The following is a 25,186-nucleotide window of genomic DNA, read 5'->3' on the forward strand; positions in this document are numbered from 1 at the left end:
GGGGGCGCCCCCCCCCCCCCCCCCGGCCCCGGGGCGGCCCCCCCGCCCCCCGGCGGGGGGGCGGCTCGGGGGTGAGGGCCACCCCGGCTACGACCGTTGCCATCGACTCGCTGCCACGCCCGGGTACGACGAGCGTGGCAGCGGGCCGCAGCACTCGGTACGCGAGGCGCCGGAACCGGTCGGTCCGGCCCACTGCGCGCCGCCGATGCGGGCCGAACCGGAGGCCCTGGAACGACGGCTACTCGACGACCCGCACTTGCTCGACGACATCGCCGAGGCCGTCGGCGGGCCTTTCCATGTACTGTTCCCCGATCGGGTCGCGGTGAACGTCAACGCTTTTCAGGAAGCATTCCGCGCGGCGGGTGTCGACGGGTTCGTCTACTTCGGCAAGAAGGCGAACAAGGCGGCCTGCGTGGCGCGGGTCTGCGCCGAGAGCGGTGCGGGGATCGATGTCGCCAGCACCGGTGAGCTGATCGCCGCGCTGTCCCAGGGGGTGCGCGGCGAGGACGTGATGGTCACCGGGCCCGCTAAGTCCGACGAACTGTTGTGGCTGGCGGCCCGGCACGACGCCCTCATCGCGATCGACGCGCTCGACGAACTGGATCGGCTCACTCGGATCGGCGACCACCAGGGTGCGGCCGGTCGGCCCGTTCGCGTTCTGTTGCGGGTTCAGTCGTCCGGATCGACGAGCCGATTCGGTCTCGACCAGGGCGAACTGGCGCAGGCGGTGCGATCGGTGTCCCCCGGCGGGCCTGTCCTGCTGGCGGGCTTCAGTTTCCACCTCTCGGGCTACGCGGCGACGGCGCGTAGCGAGATGGCCGCCGCGCTGGTCGAGCACTGCCTGCGGGCGCGCGCGGACGGCCACCCCGCGGACACGATCTCGATCGGCGGCGGTTTCGGCGTCGACTACGTCGACGCGCAGTCCTGGGCTCGGTTCCGGGACAACCTGAGCGAGAAGTGGTTCCACGGCACCGCGCCCGGCGACGGCTACTACCCTTACCACTTCCCGGTTCCGGGCGCCGCCATGCTCACCGCGATCCTGGAACACAACAGCCTCGCGGAAGTATCTCGTAGCAACGGAATCCGGCTCGTGGTCGAGCCCGGCCGCGCCCTGCTCGACCGGGTGGGCAGCTCGGTGTTCCGGGTGCAGGGCGTGAAGACCCGGACCGCGCACGGCGAACCGTACGACATCCTCACCGTCGACGGCACCAGCCTGAGCCTGTCGGAACAGTGGTTCGACAGCGAGTACCTACCCGATCCGACCCTCTGGCCGCCCCGACCCGGGCAGCCGACCCCGACCTGTGTCGGCGCCACCACCTGCCTGGAATCCGACCTGCTGAGCAGGCGGCGGATCCCGCTGCCGCGGCGGGCCCGCGTCGGAGATCTGCTCGTCTACCCGAACACCGCCGGGTATCAGATGGACTCCAACGAGTCCCCGTTCCACGAACTCCCGCTGCCGCCCAAGGTCGTGCTCCGCGAGCGCGGCGACCGGCTGCGCTGGACCCTCGACGCCACCGCCCGCTGATCCCCCCGAACTCCCGATGGAGGAACACCCCATGGCTCTCGTCACGCGCGTGACGGATCTGATCGGCCGCACCCCGCTGTTCGAACTCGCCGTCACCGACTCCGGCACCCGGTTGCTGCTCAAGCTCGAACAGTTCAACCCCACCGGCGCCGCCAAGATCAGAATGGCCCGCTCGATGGTGCTCGACGCGGAGCGGCGGGGTTTGCTGCGCGATGGCGGGCATATCATCGAGTCGACGTCCGGGAACACCGGACTCGGCTTGGCGGTGGTCGCGGCCGAACGTGGCTATCGATTCACCGCCGTGGTCGACAACCACGCCTGTAAGGACAAACTGCGCGCGATGAAGGCCATGGGCACCGACCTGGTGTTCGTCGCCGACGACGGTGACGACGAGCTGGCCACCTCGGCACGGGAGGATCTCGCCGAGGCGATGGCGGCCGCCCGCGACGACGCCTACTTCACCGAGCAGCACAACAACGACGCCAACGCCGTCGGTTACTACGCGGTGGCCGAGGAGTTGCTCGCCGACGTCGAGCGGGTCGACATCCTGCTCTCGGCGGTCGGCACCGGCGGCTCCCTGTTCGGCACCGCGACCCGGTTGCGCGAACTCGGCCTGCCCGCCCGGGTGATCGGCGTCGAGCCGGTCGGCTCGATCGCCTTCGGCGGCGAGGGCGGCCCGTACTGGCAGTCCGGCACCGGCACCCCGCCCGGCGCGACCATCGGCACCGCCGTCGACTACTCCCAGCTCGACGAGGGTGTGAAGGTGAGCGATGTCGACGCCTTCGCCACCGCGCGCGCCGTCGCCAGGACACACGGTCTGCTGATCGGTGGCTCGGCGGGCGGTTCGGTGCACAATGCCTTGACGCGGCTCGAGGAGTTCCCGGCCGGGTCGACCGTGGTCACCATCGTGTGCGACGGTGGCGAGAAGTATCTCGACACCGTGTTCGACGACGACTGGATGACCGCGCGCGACCTGCTCGACCCCGCCGCCGAATACGAGATCACCACGCTGCTGCGCCGCTATTCGCCGCAGCGGCGCACCGACGAACTGATGGAGGTCAGGTGAGCGCGAACGCGCGCCACACGAACAGCCGCCCGCGCCGCCGCCGCGGAGCGAGCGGATGAGCGGCACCAGGGCCGACAGCACCGCGCTGGCCAGGCTGGCGACGCCGATCGCGCTGACCCAGCTGGCCCAGATCGCGGTCTCGACCACCAACCTCGCCCTGATGGGCACCCTCGGCGTAGCCGAGGTCGCGGCGGGCGGGTTGGCGCTGGTGCTGTTCAACCAGATCCGCACGATGTGCGTCGGGTTGATCACCGGCACCGGCAACCAGATCGCCGGGGCGCTCGGCGCGGCCGGTAAGCGCGGCGACTCGGCCGACGACGAGGTGCGCGGCGTGGTCCGCGCGGCCTTCGTCATCGCGACCATCGCCGGTCTGCTCGGTGGGGCCGTGCTGATCGGGCTCGGCTGGGCGCTGGCCTGGCTCGGCCAGGACATGGCTGTGCTCGAGCTCGCCCGGCCCATGATGATCGCCCTCGCGCCCGGTCTGCTGCCGTGCCTGTGGTTCCAGGTGCTGCGGCAGTACACCGTCGGGATGCAGCGGCCGCAGGCGCTGCTCCTCGTGACGCTGGGCTCGGTGGCGTTGAACCTGGTGCTGGCGCTCACCTTCATCCACGGCTGGGCCGGCCTGCCCGCGTGCGGGCTCACCGGTGTCGGCATCGCGACCTCGCTGGTCTTCCTCATCACCTTCGGCGTGTTCTGGGTGATGGTCCGCCGCGACGAGCAGCTCGGCCGCACGCTGCCCGCGACACCGTGGCCGGTGCGCTGGTCGCTCGTGCGCGAGGAACTGCGCCTCGGCACCCCGATCGCGCTCACCTACGGGTCCGAAGCGGGCATGTTCTCCGTGCTCGCGCTGGTGATGGGCAGCTTCGGGCCCGCGGCGCTGGCCGCGCACAACGTGGTCTACCAGATCATCTACATCGTGTTCCAGGTGGCGATCGGCATCTCGCACGGTGCGTCGATCCTGGTCAGTCACGCGGTCTCGCGCGACGAGTACGGGCACGCCAGGAACCTGGCCTGGGTGGCGCTGCGGCATGCGGGCATCGTCGCGGCCGTCACCGGCGTGGTCTACGTGGCCGCGCCGGATCTGGTGCTCGCGCCGTTCCTCGACTCCGGCGACACCGACACCATCGCGATCGCCCACACCCTGCTGCTGATCGGCATCGTGCTCCAGTTCTTCGACGCCGCGCAGAACATCGGCACTGGCCTGCTGCGTGGACTCAAGGAGACCTCGGCGGGCTTCCGCCTGTCGCTGGTCGGCTACTGGGGCGTCGGCCTGCCCGCGGCCCTGCTGTTCGCGTTCCCCCTCGGGCTCGAGGCGGCGGGCGTGTGGTGGGGCCTCACCGCCGGCCTGGCCACCACCGCGCTCCTCATGCTCCGCAAGTACTTCGCCCTGCTCACCGCGGCGAGCGCGACACCGACAGTCCGGGTGCCCGCCACCCAGTCGCACTGACGAGAAAGCCCCGGCTCCGAGTGGAACCGGGGCTTTGTCGTGTCCGCCTCAGATATTGACGCCGTAGTCCCTGGCGATGCCGGCCAGGCCGGAGGCGTAGCCCTGGCCGATGGCGCGGAACTTCCACTCGTTGTTGTGCCGGTACAGCTCGCCGAAGACCATCGCGGTCTCGGTGGACGCGTCCTCGGACAGGTCGTAGCGCGCCAGCTCGACCCCGGTGTTGGCGTCGGTGACGCGGATGTAGGCGTTGCGGATCTGGCCGAAGGACTGGCCGCGGGCCTGCGCGTCGTGGATCGACACCGGGAAGAAGATGTTGGTGATCGTCGGCGGCGTGGCCGCGAGGTCGACATTGATCACCTCGTCGTCGCCGTCACCCGCGCCGGTGAGGTTGTCACCGGTGTGCTCGATGGTGCCTTCCGGCGAGCGCAGGTTGTTGTAGAAGACGAAGTGCTGGTCGGAGAGCACCTTCAGGTTGGCACCGGTCGCCAGCGCGCTGGCGTCGAGGTCGTGATCGGCGCCGGTCGTGGTGCGCACGTCCCAGCCGAGACCCACGGCCACCTTGGTGAGATTGTCGGTCTGCTTCGACAGCGAGACGTTGCCGCCCTTGGCGAGGGTGACGGTCATGTGTTCAGTTTCCTTTCTCAGCCCAGGAGCGCAGCGTCTCGACCCGGCCTTCGAGCGCGCGCAGTTCGGTTTCGTCGAGCACCGTACGCTGGATTCCGCGATCGACGGCGAAGGCGGATTGCCGGTGATCGTCGATGACGTCCACGTCCAGCTGCACCGCGGTGTAATCCTGCGCGTCGGGCATCTGCTCGGCGATCACCTTCGCCCGGCCCCGCGCGCAGAGCGCGACATTGCCGCCACCCAGGATCAGCAGCGCCACCTCGGGCTGCGCCCGCAACCGGGCCAGCGAGCCGCGATCGGACTTCAGGCTGATCAGGATGCGCCGGTCGCCCGCGCGCACCGGCCACGACACCGGGATGGCGTGCGGGGCCGGATCGGTCGTCACCAGCACCGCGATGGTCTCCTGTGGCCACACCGGCAACACGTCGAGCTCGGGATGATCAGTCATGTTCGCCTGCCCTGCCGGATCGACTTCTGTTGCCATCTACCTCACCTCGACGATCGTCGGACATCATGCGCCCGCCGTCGGACGGCGGGCCCACCCCCGAGTCTAAAGCGGTGTGCCACTTACCCGCTGGCTCGCGCCCAGATCTCAGCAAGGTCTCAGCCGCCCGCCGATGATTAGCTGACCGTTAACCAATAGGTGCGCCACTCCTGCGCCGACAACGGGAGACGCTCGCCACGTACGTTTTCCGCCGCGTCTTCGGCCGCCCGGATCGCGGCGGCGAAGTCCAGGGTCGCCTTGCGGAGCCGCTCCTCGGCCGAATCCGGTCCACCGAGCTCGATCACGCGCAGTGCGTCGGGAATCAGGTCTTCCGGCAGCCCGGCGCGCGCACTGCGCGAGCGGACCTTCTCGGCCAGGGCGAGGGCGGGTTGCGCCATCGCGATGCCGTCCAGGCACGAGCGGCGCGACTTCTCGGCGGATTTGCGCTCCTCCCAAGCCTTTTCCTGCGCGGCGATCTTGTCGGCCACCGAGGTGCCTGCGGGCAGGTCGGCGGCGATGAGGTGTGGGCTGCGGTGCACGAGCTTGTCCACCAGGGTCGCCGCCACCTCCTCGACGGTGAATTCGCCTGCCGCCTCGGCGATCCTGGAGTGGAACAGCACCTGCAGCAGCAGGTCGCCGAGCTCCTCCTTGATGGTTTCGTAGTCGCCGGCCTGGATGGCGTCGAGCAGCTCGTAGGTCTCCTCGAGCAGGTACGGGCGCAGCGAATCGTGGGTCTGGGTGGTCTCCCAGCCGCCGAAATTCCACAGCCGGTCCATCACCTCGACCGCGCCGGCCAGGCCCGCGGCGACCACGGCGGTATCGCGCGCCTCGCTCATCAGACCGGCGTCGCTTCCGTGGCCACCGAGAGGTCCACCAGCCCTTGCGGTTTGCCGTCCAGCGCGAGCAGCAGGTCGGCGACGAACTGCAGCACGGCGACATCGCGGACCCGGTCGGCGCCGACGCTGTCGGTGACCCGGGGCAGCGGCAGCTGCACCAGTCCGCTCGCGGCGCGATAGGTGGCGCTGGGGTAGAGCCGCTTGAGCCGCAGCTGCTTGGAATCGGGCAGCGTCAGCGGGGCGAGCTTGAGTGTCGTTCCGGTGACCACGATCTCGGACACGTCGTAGGACCGGGCGAGCAGGCGCAGCTTGGCCACCGACACCAGGCGGCCCACCTCCACCGGCAGCGGCCCGTAGCGGTCGACGAGCTCCTCCACCACCGCGGCCAGCTCGCCGTCGTCGTGGGCGGCGGCCAGCTTGCGGTAGGCCTCGAGCCGCAGCCGGTCGCTGGCGATGTAATCGGGCGGAATGTGCGCGTCCACCGGCAGGTCGATGCGCACCTCCTTGGTCTCCTCGGTGACGATCGGCTTGCCGTCGGCCGCCGCCCGATACGCCTCGACGGCCTCGCCCACCAGCCGCACGTACAGGTCGAACCCGACCCCCGCGACATGGCCGGACTGCTCGGCACCGAGCACATTGCCCGCGCCGCGGATCTCGAGGTCCTTCATGGCCACGGCCATCCCGGCGCCGAGATCGGAGTTCTGGGCGATGGTGGCCAGCCGGTCGTAGGCGGTCTCGGTGAGCGGCTTCTCCGGCGGATACAGGAAGTAGGCGTAGCCGCGCTCGCGCGAGCGGCCGACGCGGCCACGCAACTGGTGCAGCTGCGACAGCCCGAGCGAGTCGGCACGTTCCACGATCAGGGTGTTGGCGTTGGAGATGTCGAGACCGGTCTCGATGATCGTCGTGCACACCAGCACGTCGTACTCGCGCTCCCAGAAGCCCTGCACGGTGCGCTCGAGCTGGTCCTCGTTCATCTGACCGTGCGCGACCACCACCCGGGCCTCGGGCACCAGGTCGCGAATCCGCTTGGCGGCCTTGTCGATCGAGGACACCCGGTTGTGCACGTAGAACACCTGACCGTCGCGCATCAGCTCGCGGCGGATGGCGGCGGTGACCTGCTTGTCGTTGTAGGCGCCCACATAGGTGAGCACCGGGTGGCGCTCCTCGGGCGGGGTGAGGATGGTCGACATCTCGCGGATGCCCGCCAGGCTCATCTCCAGGGTGCGCGGAATCGGGGTGGCCGACATGGTGAGCACGTCGACGTGCGTGCGCAACGCCTTGATGTGCTCCTTGTGCTCCACGCCGAAGCGCTGTTCCTCGTCGACCACGACCAGGCCGAGATCCTTCCAGCGCACCCCGGTCTGCAGCAGACGGTGGGTACCGACCACGATGTCGACGGAGCCGTCGGCCATCCCGGCCATGATCTCTTTGGACTCGGCCGCGTCGGTGAACCGCGACAGTCCCTTCACCGTCACCGGGAAACCGGCGACCCGCTCGGTGAAGGTCTGCAGATGCTGCTGGGCCAGCAGGGTGGTCGGCACCAGCACGACGACCTGCTTGCCGTCCTGCACGGCCTTGAACGCGGCGCGCACGGCGATCTCGGTCTTGCCGTAGCCGACGTCGCCGCAGACCACGCGGTCCATCGGGACGGCCTTCTCCATGTCGGCCTTGACCTCGGTGATGGCGGTCATCTGGTCGACGGTCTCGGTGAACGCGAAGGCGTCCTCCATCTCCTGCTGCCACGGGGTGTCCGGGGCGAAGGCGTGGCCGGGCGCGGCCTGACGGGCGGCGTAGAGCTGTACCAGCTCGCCCGCGATCTCACGAACGGCCTTGCGCGCCTTGCGTTTCGTATTCGCCCAGTCGGAGCCGCCGAGCTTGGACAGGCTGGGCAGTTCACCGCCGACATAGCGGGAGAGCTGGTCCAGCGACTCCATCGGCACGAACAGCCGGTCGCCGGGCTGGCCGCGCTTGCTCGGCGCGTACTCGATCACCAGGTACTCACGGCGGGCACCGCCGACGGTGCGCTCGATCATCTCCACGAAGCGGCCGATGCCGTGCTGATCGTGCACCACCATGTCGCCCGCGGACAGGGCCAGCGGGTCGACCTGGTTGCGGCGCTTGGCGGGCAGCCGCTTGCCCTCGGTCGGCGCGGTGACCCGGTTGCCGGTGAGGTCGGATTCGGCGACGACGACCAACCCGGCGTCGTCGAAGACCAAGCCGTCGTGCAGGGAACCGCAGAGCACGCCGACCACACCCGCCTCTGGCACGGCTCCCGCGTCGAGCGCCGCGGCGGGCACTTCGGCGTCGGCGAGCCGTTCCAGCACGCGCTGGGCCGTACCGTGGCCGGTGACGACGACGACCGCGCGCCCGCCGGTCGCGACGTGCGCGCGCAGCGAGGCGAAGATGGTGGCGACCAGCTCCTCGGACCCGCGCGCGGTGGGACCGGCCAGCACCGGCAGGTTCACCTCCACGGGATCGCCGGAGCTGAGCGGGCTCAGCGTCCACCACGGCAGCCCGAGTTCGTCGGCGCTGGTGTGCAATTCGGGCAGGTTGCGGTAGCCGGAGGCGGCCAGGTCGAGACCGTGCGCGCCCAGCGGCGCGTCGCTGCCGAACGACGCGGCGGTCCAGGATGCCTCGAGGAACTCCTCGCCGGTGCGCACGAGATCGGCGGCGCGCGTGCGGATCTTCTCCGGATCGCACAGCAGCAGATGCGTGCCCGCGGGCAGCGCCTCGGTGAGCAGACTCAGTTTGCCGGGGGCGAGGACCGGCAGCAGGGCTTCCATGCCGTCGACGGGGATGCCCTCGGCGATCTTGTCCAGCATCTCGACCAGGGCGGCGTCGGCCGCGTTGTCGGCGGCCACGGCGGCGGCACGTTCGCGGACCGGCTCGGTGAGCAGCAGCTCGCGGCACGGCGGCGCGACGACGGTCTCAACGGTCTGCTCACCCAGCGAGCGCTGATCGGCCACCGAGAACGGGCGCAGTTCGGTGACCTCGTCGCCCCAGAACTCCACGCGCACCGGATGATCGGCGGTCGGCGGGAACAGGTCGAGGATGCCGCCGCGCACCGCGAACTCGCCGCGCTTGCCGACCATGTCGACCCGCGTGTACGCGAATTCGACCAGGCGGGCGAGCAATTCGTCGAAGTCGGATTCCGCGCCGACCCGCAGCACGATGGGTTCGATGTCGCCGAGACCGGCCGTCATCGGCTGCATCAGCGAGCGCACGGTGGTGACCACCACCCGCAGCGGCTCCGGATACACCGGGTCTTCGGGGTGGGCCAGCCTGCGCAGCACTTCGAGCCTGCGGCCGACGGTGTCGGCACCGGGCGAGAGCCGCTCGTGCGGCAGCGTCTCCCAGGACGGGAACTGCGCGACCGAAGGGCCGAGCATCTCGGTCAGCTCGATCGTCAGATCGTCGGCCTCGCGCCCGGTGGCGGTGACGACGACCAGCGGCTGCTGCGCGGCGATGGTCTGGGCGACGAACGGCCGGACCGCCGAGGGAGCGACCAGCTCCACCCCGGACTTGCCGACCAGGTCGGCAACCGTCCGCAGCGCGGCGTCACCCCCAGCCGCCTCGGCCAGACCGGCGAGCGGAGGACGAAGGGAGGACATGAACGCTCCTGATACGCAGACGGGATGTTCCGCGTCGAAGTCTAATCACCGGCTCCGACACGTCTCCGCACGCCTCCTTCCCCACCTCAGGGCGGCGATCCCGGCCGAGCACGCGTACCGTCGAGGTCGTGAGTCTGGCTCAGCGGGAACGCCACGCCCTGGTGGCGACGATGATCGAAGCGGGGCCCTCGGCGCCCACGCTGTGCGGTACCTGGACGGTGCACGACCTGGCCGCGCACCTGGTGGTGCGGGAACGCCGCCCCGACGCCTCGCTGGGCATCCTGGTCAAGCCGCTGGCCGGGTACCTGGAAGCCGCGCAGGACAAGATCGCGCAGCGGCCCTTCGCCGAGCTCGCAGAGCAGGTCCGCACCGGTCCGCCGTGGTGGTCACCGCTGCGTCCGGTCGACGCGGTCGTCAATCTCACCGAGATGTTCATCCACCACGAGGACGTCCGCCGGGCCGAACCCGGTTGGACACCACGGGAATTGGCGCCCGCCGACGAGGCGCGACTGTGGTCGGCGCTGCGCAAGGTGGCGCGGGCCGCCTACCGCAAGGCGCCCGTCGCCATCGAGCTGGCGAACCCGGCGGGCGAACGGATCACCGCCCATCGCGGGGCGGGCGACCCGGTGGTGCTCACCGGCAAGCCGTCGGAGCTGCTGCTGCACGCGTTCGGGCGCGACGAGGTGCGGATCGAGACGAGCGGCGCCGACGCCGACGTGCGCGCCGTGCTCGCCACCGACCGCAGCGTCTGACCGGCTAGACCACGTAGCGGCGCAGGCGCCGCGCGGCGAACTCGCGGAAGTACGACAGCTTCTCCGTCGGCACGATCGAGGGCAGCAGGAAATACCAGGCGCGTTCCATCCTGGCGGCCATCTCCTCGATCGACTCGGTGCCCACGGCCACGATGTGCACGCCCGCGGTGAGCTCGTGCAGCAGCAGGCCGACCACCTCGGGATCGAGGTCGGCGTGCAGATCGCCCTGCGCGATGGCCCGCTCCGCCAGCAACCGGTACGTCTCGCTCCACACCTTGGCGATGTTGTCGCCCTGGGCGCCGCGATAGTCGCCGATCTGGTGGTTGAGCTTGAGCATCGCCCCGACCATCGGATCGTTCATCGACAGGTCGGCCACCACGTAGGTGATGCCGATGCACGCCTCCAGCGCCGGTACCCGGGAATCGAAGAATCCCTGGCACGAGCCGACGAGGCGCTCATTACCCTGATCGACCACCGCCCGCGCCAGCTCCTCCTTGGAGCCGAAGTGAAAGTACAAGGCGCCCTTGGTCACATTGGACTGCGCGATGATTTCGCTGAGGCTCGCGTTGGCGTAGCCCAAACGGAGAAAGACATCGGCAGCGCCTGCGAGAACCGAGTCGCGGGTGATCTCCGCGCGCGCTTGCCTAGCCATCAGATCCGCCTGTCATCCAAAATCCAGCCATCCTGAAGTAGACCGACATCGAAGAAGTTTGATCGACATACCGCCCGGCAGCACCCAAAAGGATGGGTGAACCGTACCACCAGGCCGACGCACGGCAGCCGAATCCTGGATTCGCCGAGGCAGCGGACGCTATCGCCCGGTTACCCCGCCGACGCGCCCGACTGCCCGGTATTCCATTCGGAGCTGAGCCCCGGTTCGGCTTCCAAGTGGCTCAATCCGTTCCAGCACAGATTCACCAGATGCGCCGCGACCACTTCTTTCGGCGGCGTCCGCTCGTCGAGCCACCACGTCGCCGCGGTCGACACCATGCCGACGAGCGCCTGCGCGTAGAGCGGCGCGAGGCTGGGGTCCAGATCACGGCGCGCGAAATCGCCGGCGAGCAGATGCGCGACCTGGTTGACGGCCTCGTTGAGCAGGCTGGAGTACCGTCCGTCGGCGTTCACGGCGGGCTGGTCGCGGACCAGGATCCGGAAGCCGTCGGTGCGCTCCTCGATGTAGGTGAGCAGCGCCAGCGCCACCTGCTCTAGCCGCACCCGCGAGCGATTGCGGGTGAGCGAGGAGGTGATCATGTCCAGCAGCATCGACATCTCGCGGTCGACGACCACCGCGTAGAGGCCCTCCTTGCCGCCGAAGTGCTCGTAGACCACCGGCTTGGAGACCTGGGCGCGCTGCGCGATCTCCTCGATCGATGTCGCGTCATACCCCCGCTCGGCGAACAACGCGCGACCGATCTCGATCAGCTGCTGCCGCCGCTGCGTACCCGTCATCCTCGGCCTACTGGTCCGCCCGGACTCCGTAGACGACATGTAGTCCCCCGCCTCTCCACGATTCGGTTCACGAGATCTGTACGTGCGTTCCAGAAGGCTAACAACGGGCCCTGACGGCGGCCGCGACAGGCAGCGGCAAGATTCGCCGCTTCGGTGGATCGTGTGCGAGGATCATGGCCGTGCCGTAGCACAGTGGTGGGCTCTGACGGCCCACTGGTGTGGCGATCCGCCGTAGTGTAATGGCAGCACCTCTGATTTTGGTTCAGATAGTTCAGGTTCGAGTCCTGGCGGCGGAGCACACGGACACACAGTGACGTATCGTCGGCCCGCACCATCACCGACCGAACCCGCCACAGCACACTCGCTGACAGGCAGCCGAGGGAGATCCATGCCACCGCAGACCGCCGTCGTCGTTCTCGCAGCAGGTGCTGGGACGCGAATGCGGTCGAAGACTCCGAAAGTGCTGCATCCCCTAGCGGGCCGGTCGATGCTCTCGCACGCGCTGCACGCCGCCGCGGAGATCGACCCGACGCACCTGATCACCGTGGTCGGCCACGACCGCGAGAAGGTCACCGCCGCGGTCGGCGAGGTCGGCAAGGAACTCGGTCGCGAGATCGTCTGCGCGGTCCAGGAGGAGCAGCTCGGTACCGGCCACGCCGTGCAGTGCGCACTCGGCTCGGTGCCCGCGGACTTCGACGGCGACCTGCTCGTCACCTCGGCCGATGTGCCGCTGCTCGACGGGCACACCCTCTCGGCCCTGCTCGACGAGCACCGCAGCTACTCCGAGCGGCCCGCCGTCACCGTGCTGACCTTCGTCCCCGACGACGCCAACGGCTACGGCCGGATCGTGCGCGACGCCGACGGCCAGGTCGCCGAGATCGTCGAGCACGCCGACGCCACCCCGGCCCAGGCCAAGATCAAAGAGGTCAACTCCGGCGTCTACGCCTTCGACGCCTCGGTGCTGCGCACCATGATCGGGCGGCTGTCCACCGCCAACGCCCAGCACGAGCTCTACCTCACCGATGTGCTGCGGCTGGCCCGCGAGGCCGGGCATCCGGTGCACGGCGCGCGGCTGGTCGACTCCAACAAGGTGACCGGCGTCAACGACCGGGTGCAGCTGTCCCAGGCGGGCGCCACCCTCAACCGGTACATCCTGGAGCGGCACATGCGCGCCGGGGTCACCATCATCGACCCGGCGACGACCTGGATCGACGCGACCGTGCGGATCGACCGCGACGCCGTGCTGCGGCCGGGCACCCAGCTGTTCGGCGAGACCCACATCGGCGAGGACGCGGAGGTGGGACCCGACACCACGCTCACCGACGTGGTGGTCGGCGCCGGCGCGAGCGTCGTCCGCACGCACGGTGAGCGCGCCGAGATCGGTGACGGCGCCACCATCGGCCCGTTCAGTTACCTGCGGCCCGGCACCGTCGTCGGCGACGAGGGCAAACTCGGCGCTTTCGTCGAAACCAAGAACGCGACGATCGGCGCGCACTCGAAGGTTCCGCACCTGACCTATGTCGGTGACGCGACGATCGGCGAGCACAGCAACATCGGCGCTTCCAGCGTTTTCGTCAACTATGACGGTGTGAACAAGCACCACACCGTGGTCGGTTCCCATGTGCGGACCGGTAGCGACACCATGTTCATCGCCCCGGTCACCGTGGGTGACGGCGCCTACACCGGGGCGGGTACTGTACTGCGTAGGAGCGTTCCACCGGGGGCACTGGCGGTGTCAGGTGGGCCACAGCGCATCATTGAGAACTGGGTGCAGCGTTACCGTCCAGGAACCGCTGCGGCGCGCGCGGCGGCGGACGCCATCGCGGCAAACGAGACGTCTGATCAGACAATCGAGCAAAAGGATGGCAACCAGCAGTGACCGCGTTCTCGATCGACAACCAGAAGAACTTGATGCTCTTCGCCGGCCGGTCACATCCCGAGCTGGCCGAGCAGGTCGCCAAGGAACTGGACGTCGACATCACCCCGCAGACCGCGCGTGACTTCGCCAACGGCGAGATCTTCGTGCGGTTCGAGGAGTCGGTGCGCGGTTCCGACGCCTTCGTGCTGCAGAGCTTCCCGGCGCCGCTGAACCAGTGGCTGATGGAACAGCTCATCATGATCGACGCGCTCAAGCGCGGTTCGGCCAAGCGCATCACCGCCGTGCTGCCGTTCTACCCGTACGCGCGCCAGGACAAGAAGCACCGCGGCCGCGAGCCCATCTCCGCCCGCCTCGTCGCCGACCTGCTCAAGACCGCGGGCGCCGACCGCATCATCACCGTCGACCTGCACACCGATCAGATCCAGGGCTTCTTCGACGGCCCGGTCGATCACATGCACGCGCTGGTGCAGCTCTCGGAGTACATCCGCACCAACTACCCCTCGGACAACCTGGCCGTGGTCTCCCCCGACGCGGGCCGCGTGAAGGTCGCCGAGAAGTGGGCCGACTCGCTGGGCGGCACCCCGCTGGCGTTCATCCACAAGACCCGCGACCCGCTGGTGCCCAACCAGGTGAAGTCCAACCGCGTCGTCGGTGACGTCGAAGGCCGCACCTGCGTGCTGATCGACGACATGATCGACACCGGTGGCACCATCGCCGGCGCGGTGAAGGTCCTCAAGGAGGCCGGCGCCGGTGACGTCATCATCGCCGCCACCCACGGTGTGCTGAGCGACCCGGCCGCCGAGCGGCTGGCCAACTGTGGCGCCAGGGAAGTGGTCATCACCAACACCCTGCCGATCAGCGAGGAGAAGAAGTTCCCCACGCTGACCGTGCTGTCCATCGCGCCGCTGCTGGCGCGCACCATCCGCGAGGTCTTCGAGAACGGCTCGGTCACCGGCCTGTTCAACGGCAACGCGTGAGCTGACATTCGCACGGAACGGCCCCTCGGCAGCAGCTGAGGGGCCGTTTCTGGTCCGCGGGGCCCGGTCGTGGTAGTCATGGAAGCCAGGGCATCGGAGGGGGACACCATGGACAACGAACCGGAACAGCGGGTCGAGCTGGGCAAGAACCGGCCACAGGACGCGCCCGCGCCGGTGCAGCAGACGCAGAAGATGTGGACCGACGATCTGCCGCCGCGTGAGCTGCCGCCGCCGGTCGAGCCGCCTGCCGCGCCCCAGCCGGGTCCGGCCCGGGCCGAAGCGCCGTGGGCCGGGATCGAGCGTCCCGCGCCGCCGGTCGAGCTGCCGCCGTATCCGCCGCCGCCACCCGCGTATCCGCCCGTCTATCCGGTCGCGGGCCCGATGGCATACGGGGCGCCACGCTACCCGGGGCCGGTCCCCCACCCGCCCGGCCCGCAGCCGCGGTACGGCTACGCCGACAACACCCCGATCATGTCGATCCTGAGCTTCTGCTGTGTCGCGGCCTCGGTCCTCGGCGGGGCGATGCTGTGTGGCCTGCCGGTCCTGTTCACCGCGCCGACCGGGATCGTGCTCGGCGTCATCGGCCACCACAAGGGTGAGCAGATGGGCAAATGGGCGGCGATCGCCAATGCCGTCGTCGCGGCGCTGGCCGCGGTGGTGGTCGTCGCGTTCATCGCCCTGTTCAACATCGAGTAGGTGACACCGGGCGATACTGGACGCGTCGCCCGATCACGCACAGAGAGGTCCGATGGACACCTTCCCTGGTTTTCCGCTCGCCGCGCTCGACTTCTACGAGGACCTGGAAGCCGACAACTCGAAGGCCTTCTGGACCGCGCACAAGCGCACCTACGACGAGGCGGTGCGCGCGCCGATGGCCGCGCTGGCCGCCGAACTCGAGCCGGAGTTCGGCCAGGCCAAGATCTTTCGGCCGTACCGCGACGTGCGGTTCTCCGCGGACAAGACGCCGTACAAGAACCATCAGGGCGCGGTGGCCGGTACGGCGCCCGGGGTCGGCTGGTACGTGCAGATCGGCGCGGCCGGCCTGTTCGTCGCCGGCGGCTGCTACATGATGACGCCCGCGGCCCTGGCGACCCTGCGGGCCACGATCGACGACGACGTGCGCGGCGCCGAACTCGAGGCGATCCTCGCCGAGACCACCGCGGCCGGATACACCATCGGCGGCGACCGGCTCAAGACCAAACCCAAGGGCTACCCGGCCGACCATCCGCGCATCGATCTGCTGCGCCACAAGTCGCTCACCGCGAGCCGCGAGTTCGGCGCACCCGACTGGCTCACCACCCCCGCGGCGGCCGCCGAGGTCCGGCGGGCGTGGTCGGAGCTGCGGCCGCTCGTGGAGTGGTTCACCGCCGTCCTGGGCGGAGTCGACTGAGCGCTGGCGTTGCGTTCGTGACGGACCACGAATGGAGGCCGATACTGGGGTCATGAGCCGTGAACCGCTGGACATGGACATGGGCGATGACGATCAGGCCGACGACATCGTCGAATACGAGCGGTACGTCGAGGACCCGCCCGCGGACTACGTGATCCGCAATCACGAGGCGGACGACGACGGCTTCCTCGGCATCACCGAGGAGACCGGCGAGGAGTGGACCGAACGCGGTGCCGCCCGCGAGGCCGTCGCGGAGGACGAGCGGCCCGCCGAGGTCTCCGCCGTGCGGGTGGTCGGCGACGACAGGGTCGACGGCGACCTCTACGACAACGACACCGCCGAAGAGGGCGACGAAGACCTCATCGACGGCGAATACCTCGCCGACGAACTCGACGGATAACGCTCAGCGACGTTCGGCCAGGACCAGGGCGAAGCGATCGTCCTGGTCGGTCCAGGTGTGCGCCGTCGCGAAGCCCGCGTCGGCCAGCTCGGCGCGCAGACCCTCGGGCCGGAACTTGGCGGAGATCTCGGTGCGCATCTGCTCGCCCTCGGCGAAGTCGACGGTCAGGTCCAGATCGGCGATGGTCGCGGTCATCGGCGCGGTGGCGCGCAGCCGCATCTCGATCCACTCGTTCTCGGCATCCCAGAGGGCGATGTGCTCGAACCGGTCGGGTGCGAAGTCGGCGCCGAGACGGTGGTTGAGCACGTGCAGGACATTGCGGTTGAACTCGGCTGTGACGCCCTGCGCGTCGTCGTAGGCCGGGACGAGCACCGCCGGGTCGATGACCAGACCGGCGCCGAGCAGCAGCAGCTCGCCGGGTTCGAGCACCTCGTGGATCCCGGCGAGGAATTCCGCGCGTTCGGCGGGTACCAGATTGCCGATGGTGCCGCCGAGGAAGGCGATCATCCGGCGGCCGCCGCGGGGCAGATTGTGCAGGGTGTCGGTGAAGTCGCTGACCACGCCGTGCACGCCGAGCTGCGGATACTCGAGTGCGATCTCGGTCGCCGCGCCACGCAGCGCTGACGCCGAGACATCCTGTGGTACATAGGTTTTCAGCGAACCTTCGGCGGTGAGCGCGTCGAGCAGCAGGCGCGTCTTGGCGGCCGAGCCCGATCCGAGTTCGACCAGTACCTCCGGGCGGGCGGCCGCGGCGATCTCGCCGACGACCCGCTGCAGCAGGGCGCGCTCGGTGCGCGTCGGGTAGTACTCGGGCAGTTCGGTGATCCGCTCGAACAGCTCGCTGCCACGCGCGTCGTAGAACCATTTGGGCGGCAGCGACTTCGGCGTGGCGGTGAGACCGGTGCGGGCATCGGCGCGCAGGGCCGCGGCGAGATCGTCGTCGGTGAGGTGGATGTCCAGCAGCGGCGCGGTCATGAACGGACCCTTTCGGTGGTGGGAAGCGCGAGCGCGGTGACGGCGCACCGGCCGGGGCCCGCGATCACCAGCTGGCGATCGTCGACCGGCTGCCAGCGCGGATCGTCGTCGTACGGTTCGGAGGAGAGCACGGTGTAGTCGTCGGCGACCAGCACCGACAGCGAATGCCAGCAGGTGGTGGCCCACAGCTCGGCGCCGTTGCCGAGCAACAGATTCAGGCGCGCGGTCGGCTGATACCGCAGCACGGTGCCGACCAGCAGGCGCAGGGCGTCGGCCGGTGAGCGGACCGGTCCGTCCGGGGTGATCGCCCCGAGCAGACCGCGCAGCAGGACCCACAGCGCGGCGGAGTCGGTCAGCGATTCGGCCCGCAGGAGCGCCGCGGGCGAGCCGAACACCGCTCCGGTGGCGGGAAAATCCTGCCGCCCGGGCGAATTCGGCGGATGACCGCCATCGGTCAGCGCCCCCGCGACACGGTCCGACGCCTGGCCGACCCGGTCGGGCGCCTGGTTGACCCGGTCCTGGTTGATCCGGTCCTGGTTGACCCGGTCAGGCGCCTGGCCGACGCCGTCGCGCGCCTGGCCGACCCCGTCTGGCGCCTGGCCGACCCCGTTGCGCGCCTGGTCGACCCCGTCTGGCGCCTGGCCGACCTCGTTGCGCGCCTGGTCGACCCCCTCGGACACCCGGCCGACCCCGTCGGGCGCACCATTCCGATGCGCCGGCCGGGTGGGCTGGTCCCGTGGCGGTGTCGATTGGTCGAGCGGTCCGCCGCGATCCGGCGACCACGCTGTCGGCGAGCTGCCGGGTTCCTGCCAGGCCGCGACGTCGGCGCCTTGCGAATCGACCGACGCGGCGGTCTCCGGGTCGGTGTGCAGCGGCTCGGCGGGCTGGTCGACGTCGATGTCGTCCGTACCGCGCGGTGCGCTGGGCGATGCGGGGGCGGTGAGGATTTGGTCCAGGTCGGCGAGGACGAGGGGCAGGGTCGTGCGCCAGTCGGGGACGACGCCGTTGTGGCTGAAGGCCCAGTGTTCGTCGATGAACGGGGCGCAGGCGGCTCGCTCGATCGGCATGCCCACCGTCGCCGAGCGCACGGCGGCCAGCACCGACCGGGATTCCAGCTGGCCGAGAACCTCGGCGACCGCCGGGTCGGTCCAGATCGGCGCGGCATTGCGATAACGGGTGGCGGCCTCGCGCGCGCCGTCGATGCCCACCTCGGCGCGGCGCCACCAGGCGACGCCGAAACCGTCGGCATTGATCGTGCCGCCGCGCCGCATCTCCCTGGGCGCCCAGGATTGCGCGTACAGCGAGTGCGGTCCGCGCACGACCAGCTCACCGACCGCGACCGGCGGGCCGACGTACCCCAGATGACGGCACATCAGCCGACCACCCGCCCCCGAGCGTCGACCGCGCGGCCGCCCAGGCACGCCGACCCTCGAGGACCGGCCGCGTGACTGTCGATCGACGTGGGATCGCCCTCGGCACGCGAGGACCTCGCGCGTGGTCGCGGCGTTCCCCTCATCGGATCTCCTCCGGTCGCAGGTCGCGCGCGAGGCGGAAGCCGGCGAAGATCTGCCTGCGGATCGGGTGGTCCCAGTTGCGGAACGTACCCCGGCAGGCCACCTCGTCGGTGCCGAAGGAACCGCCGCGCAGGATGCGATAGTCGCCGCCGAAGAAGACCTCGGAGTACTCGCGGTAGGGGAAGGCGCGGAAGCCCGGGTAGGCCTCGAACCCCGACGAGCACCATTCCCAGACGTCGCCGATGAGCTGGTGGACGCCGGTCGCCGACGCTCCCGCCGGGTAGGCGCCCACATCGGCGGGTTCGAGATGGCGTTGGCCGAGGTTGGCCAGGAGTTCGTCGGGGGTGTCCTCGCCCCAGGGGTAGCGCCGGGACGCACCGGTGGCGGGATCGAAACGGGCGGCCTTCTCCCATTCGGCCTCGGTCGGCAGCCGCTTACCCGCCCAGCGCGCGTAGGCCTCGGCTTCGAACCAGCACACGTGCACGACAGGCTGATTCGGCCGCAGCGGCGCGCGCACGCCGAAGGCGCGGCGGGTCCAGCGCGCGCCGTCGCGCTCCCAGAACTGCGGCGCGACCAAGCCCGCCTCCTGGCGATGCGCCCAGCCACGCTCCGACCACAGCTCGGGACGCTCGTAGCCGCCGTCGTCGATGAAAGCCAGGTACTGCGCGTTGGTCACCGGTGCCACATCGATGGCGAAGCCGGGGACATGCACCGGGTGGGCCGGTCGTTCGTTGTCCAACGCCCAGGGGTCGGCGGAGGTGCCCATCAGGAATTCGCCTGCGGGAATGACGACTTCGCCACCGATCGGCGCGGGCGCGGACGGCGCGGGCGGCGCGGACAACACCGGCGCGCCGAGCCGCAGCTGATGGGTGGCGAGCATGGTCTCGTCGTGCTGCTGCTCGTGCTGGGCGATCATGCCGAACGCGAACCCGTTGTCCACCAGCGGATCACCGGCCAGTTCGCTGGAACCCAGGACATCCCAGACCTTCTCGCGCACGGTGCTGACATACCCGCGCGCCTGCCCGGGGTTCAGCAGCGGCAACGCGGGGCGATTCGCCCTGGCGTGTTTGAACGCGTCGTAGAGCTCGTCGATGTCGGCCCGGACCGCGTCGCGGCCGCCGACATCGCGGACGAGCCACAGCTCTTCCTGATTGCCGATGTGCGCGAGATCCCAGACGAGCGGGCTCATCAGCGGCGAATGCTGGGCGACGAGGTCGTTCTCGTCCACGGCGTCGGTGAGCGCGGTCGTGCGGGCGCGCGCCCGCCCGAGTACCTCGGCGATCCGCTCCCGCATGCGGTCACGATCGCGATGGTCGGTGGCTGGGGGTCGGGTCATGAGTTCAGCTCCGAAAGAGAGTGTGGCCAGGTCGATATCGGCGTGGCCGCCGGAACGAGCGATGGTCGGCGGACAGGTGCTTCGGCGACTCGCCTCGCGATCGGGTCGACGGTGCCCTGGGCCCGCGCCGCGCATGCGCACGGTGTCCGGCGCCGACCCGCCGGCCGCCGATGGGCCGTGCCTCGCCCTCGCCCGTCGGCAGCGCGGCTCGCGTACGCGGTCACGCCGCCCCGCTTCCGTTGTGGCGCGGCTGTGCGCCCGGGGACAGGCCGACGCGACATCGGCGCGCCGCCGCCGCCAATTCCTGTGCGGCGGTGGCCGACCGGGCGTGCTCACTACCCAGCTCGAGCAGATCCGTGGCGACGGAACGCAGCGCCGGGTCGGTGAGCCCGCAGCGGGCGGCGAGCAGCCACTCGCCGGCGACCGGGGCGGCCAGCGCGGTGGCTTCGGCGACGACCGCCGGTGTCGACAGCAGCGCGTCGAACAGGTGGATCGGAGTGGTCCAGGTGTCGCCGGGCTGTGTGTCGAGGTAGCGCACCTCGAGATGCCCGGAGGCGCGGACCGGCGGGAACAGGGTGGTGAGGTGGTAGTCGAGGTCGGCGCGGGTGGGGCGGCGGCCGACCTCGTCGTCGAGGGCGCCGCACAGCCAGTCGGCGAAGGTGGCGCCGGGCGGCGGCGACCAGTCGGCGTCGTGGTCGGTGCAGCGCACGCACAGCAGCGGCACGTCCAGCGCCCAGTGCGCGTAGGCGGTGATCGGATCGGCCCAGTCGGCCACCGGCGGACGGGTCCGCGAGGGGTCGAGCCGCAACCAGGTGCGCATCCGCTGCGACGCCCAGTCGCCCGGCGGCGCGCCGTGCAGCCGGGGCGAGCAGGCGAACGCGGCGATCAGCGCCGGTCCGAGCACGTAGAGGGCCGTCCATCGCGCCCGCACCTCGTCGGCATCGGCGCCCGCGTCGACGCTGACCTGGGTGGCCGCGGTGTTGCACATCATGAGGGTGCCGAACGGGCCGACACCGGCGAACCGACGTTCCATGGCGGCGTAGCGCGGCAGGCGGAGTACTCGTTCGGCGGGGCGATCCGGATCGGACGCGGCGGCACGGATGCCGATTCCGTGGGCGGCGAGCAGGTCCCGCAAACGGGCCGCATCAGCACGCAGGCTCTGCGTCAGCACCGCCGGATCGGCGAACGGGGCGCTGGAAAGTTCTATCTGACCACCGGGTTCGATGGTGACCCTGCTTCCGCCTGGCAGGGCGGCCGCGGCCGAGGCCGGGGCGATCGAGGTGGGCGCGTGGGGGCCGAGGGCCAGCGCCAGCGCCTCGAGGGCTGGGCGCGCGCCGCGTGGATCGGCGGTGAGCCACTCCAGTTCGGCGCCGATCAACGCCGGTGGGCCCAGCTTGAAACAGACGCCGCCGACGTAGGCCTCCGCCGCCGCTCTGGACGACAGTTCGCCCTGGTCGGCGGCGGAATCGGGCCACGAGGAACGTTCGAGGGTGACCGCCATACCAACCTCCGCGTGCTGGGTACCGCCAGGAAATCCGCGTGCTCGTGCAACCGGGTCATTCCAGAGTAGCGACGGGCACCGACAGGAAAAGTGACGAAATGAGGAACAGCTGTGCGCCGGTATCGTCGTCGCCATGATGGATCTCGACGCGATCAGGGCCGCCACGCCGGGCCTCGCGAACGGCCAGGTGTTCCTCGACAGCGCCGGGTCGTCGCTGCCGCCGACCGTCGTCACCGACACCGTGATCGGGCATCTGCGACGGGAAGCGGAGATCGGTGGCTACCGCGCGGCTAACGAGCGTCTCGACGACCTCGCCGCGGTCAAGACCTCCATCGCGCGACTGATCGGCGCGACCGCCGACACGATTGCGCTCAGCGACAGCGCGACCCGGTCATGGGCCGATTTCGCGTATTCGATCCCCCTGCGCCCCGGCGACCGGGTACTCATCTCCGGCGCCGACTACGCCAGCAACGCGATCGCGGCGCTGCAACGCGCCGAGCAGACCGGCGCGGTGGTCGAGCGCATTCCCAGCGACGCCTCGGGGCGCCTGGACACCGACGCGCTCGCGGCCATGCTCGACGACCGCGTCCGCTGGATCTCACTGCAGCACGCGCCGACCAACGGCGGGCTGGTGAACCCGATCGCCGAAGCCACCGGAATCGCCCACGAGGCAGGGGCACTAGTGCTGCTCGACGCCTGTCAATCGATCGGTCAGCTGCCGATCGATGTCGCCGAACTGGGCGTCGACGCGCTCTCGGCCACCGGACGCAAGTGGCTGCGCGGACCGCGCGGCACCGGATTCCTTTACCTCCGCGAAGAATTGGCGCGGACCATGGAACCGGCCAGGCTCGATCTGCACAGCGCCGCCTGGGTGAGCCCGACCGAGTACCGGCTCGCGCCCGACGCCAGCCGTTTCGAATTCTGGGAGTGCGACGTGGCCGCCCGCCTCGGCCTCGGCGCCGCCGTCGACTACCTGCTCGCCCTCGGCCCCGAGGAGGTCTACGCCGGCGTCGCCGCGCGCGCGAACCACCTGCGCAAGACCCTGCCGGAGCTGCCCGGCGTCACGGTGCGCGATCTCGGCACCGAGCACAGCGGCATCGTCTCCTTCACCGTCGACGGCCACGACCCCGTCGACCTGCGCGACCGCCTGGCCGAGCACGCCGTCACGGTCACCGTCAGCCACGCGGGCTCGACCCTGCTCGACATGACCGAACGAGCCCTGCCCGCGATCGTGCGCGCCTCGCCGCACTACTTCGTGAGCACCGACGACCTCGACCGCTTCACCGCCGCGCTCGCCCAGATCACGGGTTAGCCGGTCCGCTGCTCACGGACGCGGGCCAGCGGCTATCGTTGTCGGACCCGGGTGCCTCGGGTCGCCATGTCCACCGGCGACAGCGGCGCCCGGTAGTGGTTCATCGGGCCAGGTCGACGGGATGACCGATCGGCTGATGCGGGAAATCACCGCGGCATCGGGTAGACCATATGTGGACCGCTACGCTGCCACCTTCGTCGCTGAGATCGGCGGGGAACTCGGTGTCAGTCGGGGTTAACGCCGGGTTGGCGGGCGGGGATTTTCTGTTGGGAGAGCAGGGCCGAAACCGATCGTTGGCGTAAAGGGAGTCCGACGTTGAGCAGGTTCACCGACGAAATGTTTGCCACAGCGCTGACCACCCCGCGGGGGCTGGTCACCGGGGAACCGGAGGCGCCGGTGCGGCAGACCTGGGGGGATATCCACCGCACCGCGCGCAGGATGGCGGGTGGTCTCGCGGCCGCCGGGATCGGCCACGGTGACGCGGTGGGCGTGCTCGCCGGGCTGCCCGTGGATATCGCCCCGGCCTGCCAGGCCATCTGGATGCGCGGCGCGTCGATCACGATGCTGCATCAGCCGACACCGCGCACCGATCTCGCGGTCTGGGTGCGCGACACCGAAACCGTGCTCGACATGATCGAGGCGAAGGCGGTGGTGCTCGGCGCGCCGTTCGCCGCGGCCGAACCCGTGCTGATCGAACGCGGGATCACGGTGGTCAAGATCGAAGATCTGCACCACGGCGCCGACACCGACCCGGTGCCGACCGCCGAATCCGATATCGCGCTGCAGCAGTTGACCTCTGGGTCGACCGGATCGCCCAAGGCCGTCCGGATCACCCACGGGAACTTCAACACCAACGCGCACGCGATGTTCAATCGCGTGAAGTTCCAGCTCGACGACGACGTGATGATCAGCTGGCTGCCACTGTTCCACGACATGGGCATGGTCGGGTTCCTCAGCGTACCCATGCAATTCGGCGCCGAAGTGGTGTGCGTGACCCCGCTGGACTTCCTGGCCAGGCCGCTGCTGTGGGCCGAGCTGATCGACAAGTACCGCGGAACCGTCACGGCGGCACCGAACTTCGCCTACTCGCTGCTGGCCAGGCGCTTGCGCCAGGCCGAGCCGGGCTCGATGGACCTGTCGAGCGTGCGCTACATGTGGAACGGCGCCGAACCGGTCGACCCGGACACGATGATCGCGCTCGCGGAGGCCGGCCAGCACTTCGGCCTCAATCCGATGGCGCTCACGCCGGTGTACGGCATGGCCGAAACCACCCTGGCCGTGTCGATTCCGGACCCCGGCCACGGCATGGTGCTCGACATCATCGACGCCGATCTGCTCGAGGCCGTCGGCAAGGCGGTGCCGGTCGCCGAGGACGGGCATCACGGCACACCGCGCCGGCTGCCGACGCTGGGTCACCTGGTCGACGATCTGGAGGGCCGGGTCGTCGACGCCGAACGGCAGCCGCTGCCGGTGCGCACGGTCGGCGTCATCGAATTGCGCGGCCCCGCCGTGACTTCGGGTTACGTGACCGTCGACGGCTTCCTGCCCGCCCAGGACGACGAGGGTTGGCTCGACACCGGCGACATCGGGTACTTCACCGACGCGGGGATGATCGTGGTGTGCGGCCGGATGAAGGACGTCATCATCATGGGCGGCCGCAACATCTACCCCACCGATATCGAGCGGGCCGCGATGCGCGTGGCAGGCGTCCGCCCCGGCAACGCGGTGGCGGTGCGGCTGGACGCGGGTGAGAAGCGCGAAAGCTTCGCCGTGGTCGTGGAATCCAACGATCATCAGGATCCCGACGAGGTGAAGCGGATGGAGCGCGAGATCGTGCACGAGGTGTTCGCCGAGGTCGGCGCCCGCCCGCGCACCGTCGCCATCCTCGGCCCCGGCGCCCTGCCCAAGACGTCGTCGGGCAAGCTGCGCCGCGCGGCCACCGCGGTCCACCTGCGATAGCACCCGAACCCGGCCCGCACGACCCGACCTCGAGGAGGGTCCGCCGCGCAGCGGCGGTGGGGGGCCCCCCCCCCCCCGAGGGGCCGGGTGGGGAGGGGCCCGGGGGGGGGGAACGGGGGGGGGGGGGGGGGGGGGCCCCGGGGGGGGGG

Annotated in this window: 20 protein-coding genes, 1 tRNA gene and 1 pseudogene; 12 read left to right on the forward strand and 10 right to left on the reverse strand. The window is 70.2% G+C overall.

Annotated elements, in window-relative coordinates:
- Positions 1 to 205: 205 nt before the first annotated feature.
- Genes QH270_RS19615 through QH270_RS19625 form a run of 3 tightly spaced genes read left to right on the forward strand, consistent with a single transcriptional unit; the run spans position 206 to position 4,038 of the window.
- Complete coding sequence (locus QH270_RS19615; protein ID WP_280344492.1) at positions 206 to 1,525, forward strand: alanine racemase; 1,320 nt, start codon at positions 206 to 208, stop codon at positions 1,523 to 1,525.
- A gap of 31 nt (positions 1,526 to 1,556) precedes the next feature.
- A complete protein-coding gene (locus QH270_RS19620; RefSeq protein ID WP_280344494.1) occupies positions 1,557 to 2,591 on the forward strand; it encodes a PLP-dependent cysteine synthase family protein in 1,035 nt (344 codons plus the stop codon).
- A 55-nt stretch (positions 2,592 to 2,646) separates the two neighbouring features.
- Positions 2,647 to 4,038, forward strand: a complete 1,392-nt coding sequence (locus tag QH270_RS19625) for an MATE family efflux transporter (protein ID WP_280344496.1) — start codon at positions 2,647 to 2,649, stop codon at positions 4,036 to 4,038.
- A 48-nt stretch (positions 4,039 to 4,086) separates the two neighbouring features.
- Here QH270_RS19625 and QH270_RS19630 read toward each other — a convergent pair whose 3' ends face one another.
- The 4 genes from QH270_RS19630 to mfd all read right to left on the reverse strand — a co-directional run bounded on the left by QH270_RS19630 (position 4,087) and on the right by mfd (position 9,593).
- The gene (locus QH270_RS19630) at positions 4,087 to 4,662 is read right to left on the reverse strand and encodes a TerD family protein (protein ID WP_110039796.1); all 576 of its coding nucleotides are present in this window, start codon (positions 4,660 to 4,662) and stop codon (positions 4,087 to 4,089) included.
- Positions 4,663 to 4,666: 4 nt separating this feature from the next.
- Positions 4,667 to 5,146, reverse strand: coding sequence for a hypothetical protein (locus tag QH270_RS19635; RefSeq protein WP_280344500.1), 480 nt, complete (start codon positions 5,144 to 5,146; stop codon positions 4,667 to 4,669).
- A gap of 137 nt (positions 5,147 to 5,283) precedes the next feature.
- Positions 5,284 to 5,982, reverse strand: coding sequence for a MazG family protein (locus QH270_RS19640; protein ID WP_280344502.1), 699 nt, complete (start codon positions 5,980 to 5,982; stop codon positions 5,284 to 5,286).
- Positions 5,982 to 9,593 carry a transcription-repair coupling factor gene (gene mfd / locus QH270_RS19645; RefSeq protein WP_280344505.1) on the reverse strand — a complete coding sequence of 1,204 codons (3,612 nt, stop codon included), beginning with the start codon at positions 9,591 to 9,593 and terminating at the stop codon, positions 5,982 to 5,984. Before mfd ends, QH270_RS19640 begins: the two co-directional genes overlap by 1 nt.
- 128 nt (positions 9,594 to 9,721) lie before the next feature.
- Here mfd and QH270_RS19650 point away from each other — a divergent pair, with 128 nt between their 5' ends.
- Complete coding sequence (locus tag QH270_RS19650) at positions 9,722 to 10,345, forward strand: TIGR03085 family metal-binding protein (RefSeq protein ID WP_280344507.1); 624 nt, start codon at positions 9,722 to 9,724, stop codon at positions 10,343 to 10,345.
- A gap of 4 nt (positions 10,346 to 10,349) precedes the next feature.
- Here the strand turns inward: QH270_RS19650 and QH270_RS19655 are convergent, their stop codons facing one another.
- Both QH270_RS19655 and QH270_RS19660 read right to left on the reverse strand, forming a co-directional pair.
- Positions 10,350 to 10,997, reverse strand: coding sequence for a TetR/AcrR family transcriptional regulator (locus QH270_RS19655; protein ID WP_280344510.1), 648 nt, complete (start codon positions 10,995 to 10,997; stop codon positions 10,350 to 10,352).
- Between the two features lie 170 nt (positions 10,998 to 11,167).
- Complete coding sequence (locus tag QH270_RS19660; protein ID WP_280344512.1) at positions 11,168 to 11,794, reverse strand: TetR/AcrR family transcriptional regulator; 627 nt, start codon at positions 11,792 to 11,794, stop codon at positions 11,168 to 11,170.
- 225 nt (positions 11,795 to 12,019) lie between these two features.
- Between QH270_RS19660 and QH270_RS19665 the strand changes: the two genes are divergently transcribed.
- The 6 genes from QH270_RS19665 (at position 12,020) to QH270_RS19690 (ending at position 16,440) form a co-directional block, all read left to right on the forward strand.
- Positions 12,020 to 12,090 (forward strand) — tRNA-Gln (locus QH270_RS19665).
- Positions 12,091 to 12,182: 92 nt separating this feature from the next.
- Positions 12,183 to 13,673: a bifunctional UDP-N-acetylglucosamine diphosphorylase/glucosamine-1-phosphate N-acetyltransferase GlmU gene (glmU, locus tag QH270_RS19670; protein WP_280344514.1), complete on the forward strand. Its 1,491-nt coding sequence runs from the start codon at positions 12,183 to 12,185 to the stop codon at positions 13,671 to 13,673.
- Positions 13,670 to 14,650 (forward strand): ribose-phosphate diphosphokinase, encoded by a 981-nt coding sequence (locus QH270_RS19675; protein ID WP_110039788.1) that lies wholly within the window; start codon positions 13,670 to 13,672, stop codon positions 14,648 to 14,650. The genes glmU and QH270_RS19675 overlap by 4 nt, the downstream gene beginning before the upstream one ends.
- A gap of 108 nt (positions 14,651 to 14,758) precedes the next feature.
- Positions 14,759 to 15,346 carry a hypothetical protein gene (locus QH270_RS19680; protein WP_280344516.1) on the forward strand — a complete coding sequence of 196 codons (588 nt, stop codon included), beginning with the start codon at positions 14,759 to 14,761 and terminating at the stop codon, positions 15,344 to 15,346.
- Positions 15,347 to 15,398: 52 nt separating this feature from the next.
- A complete protein-coding gene (locus QH270_RS19685) occupies positions 15,399 to 16,040 on the forward strand; it encodes a DUF2461 domain-containing protein (RefSeq protein ID WP_280344518.1) in 642 nt (213 codons plus the stop codon).
- 52 nt (positions 16,041 to 16,092) lie between these two features.
- Complete coding sequence (locus tag QH270_RS19690; protein ID WP_280344520.1) at positions 16,093 to 16,440, forward strand: hypothetical protein; 348 nt, start codon at positions 16,093 to 16,095, stop codon at positions 16,438 to 16,440.
- A 3-nt stretch (positions 16,441 to 16,443) separates the two neighbouring features.
- Here QH270_RS19690 and egtD read toward each other — a convergent pair whose 3' ends face one another.
- From egtD to egtA, 4 genes and pseudogenes are all read right to left on the reverse strand, one after another.
- Entirely contained in the window at positions 16,444 to 17,415 is a 972-nt protein-coding gene (egtD, locus tag QH270_RS19695) for an L-histidine N(alpha)-methyltransferase (RefSeq protein WP_280344522.1), read from the reverse strand.
- A 941-nt stretch (positions 17,416 to 18,356) separates the two neighbouring features.
- Positions 18,357 to 18,788: pseudogene (locus tag QH270_RS19700) on the reverse strand (class II glutamine amidotransferase); the annotation flags it as partial.
- Positions 18,789 to 18,927: 139 nt separating this feature from the next.
- Positions 18,928 to 20,265 (reverse strand): ergothioneine biosynthesis protein EgtB, encoded by a 1,338-nt coding sequence (gene egtB / locus QH270_RS19705; RefSeq protein ID WP_280344525.1) that lies wholly within the window; start codon positions 20,263 to 20,265, stop codon positions 18,928 to 18,930.
- 220 nt (positions 20,266 to 20,485) lie between these two features.
- Positions 20,486 to 21,766 carry an ergothioneine biosynthesis glutamate--cysteine ligase EgtA gene (gene egtA, locus QH270_RS19710; protein WP_280344527.1) on the reverse strand — a complete coding sequence of 427 codons (1,281 nt, stop codon included), beginning with the start codon at positions 21,764 to 21,766 and terminating at the stop codon, positions 20,486 to 20,488.
- A 133-nt stretch (positions 21,767 to 21,899) separates the two neighbouring features.
- Between egtA and QH270_RS19715 the strand changes: the two genes are divergently transcribed.
- The gene (locus tag QH270_RS19715) at positions 21,900 to 23,078 is read left to right on the forward strand and encodes an aminotransferase class V-fold PLP-dependent enzyme (RefSeq protein ID WP_280344530.1); all 1,179 of its coding nucleotides are present in this window, start codon (positions 21,900 to 21,902) and stop codon (positions 23,076 to 23,078) included.
- A gap of 315 nt (positions 23,079 to 23,393) precedes the next feature.
- Positions 23,394 to 25,037 (forward strand): fatty acyl-AMP ligase, encoded by a 1,644-nt coding sequence (locus tag QH270_RS19720; RefSeq protein ID WP_280344532.1) that lies wholly within the window; start codon positions 23,394 to 23,396, stop codon positions 25,035 to 25,037.
- Positions 25,038 to 25,186: the final 149 nt, after the last annotated feature.

Origin of the sequence: Nocardia neocaledoniensis, from assembly GCF_029868625.1 — a bacterium.
Lineage (GTDB): Bacteria > Actinomycetota > Actinomycetes > Mycobacteriales > Mycobacteriaceae > Nocardia > Nocardia neocaledoniensis_A.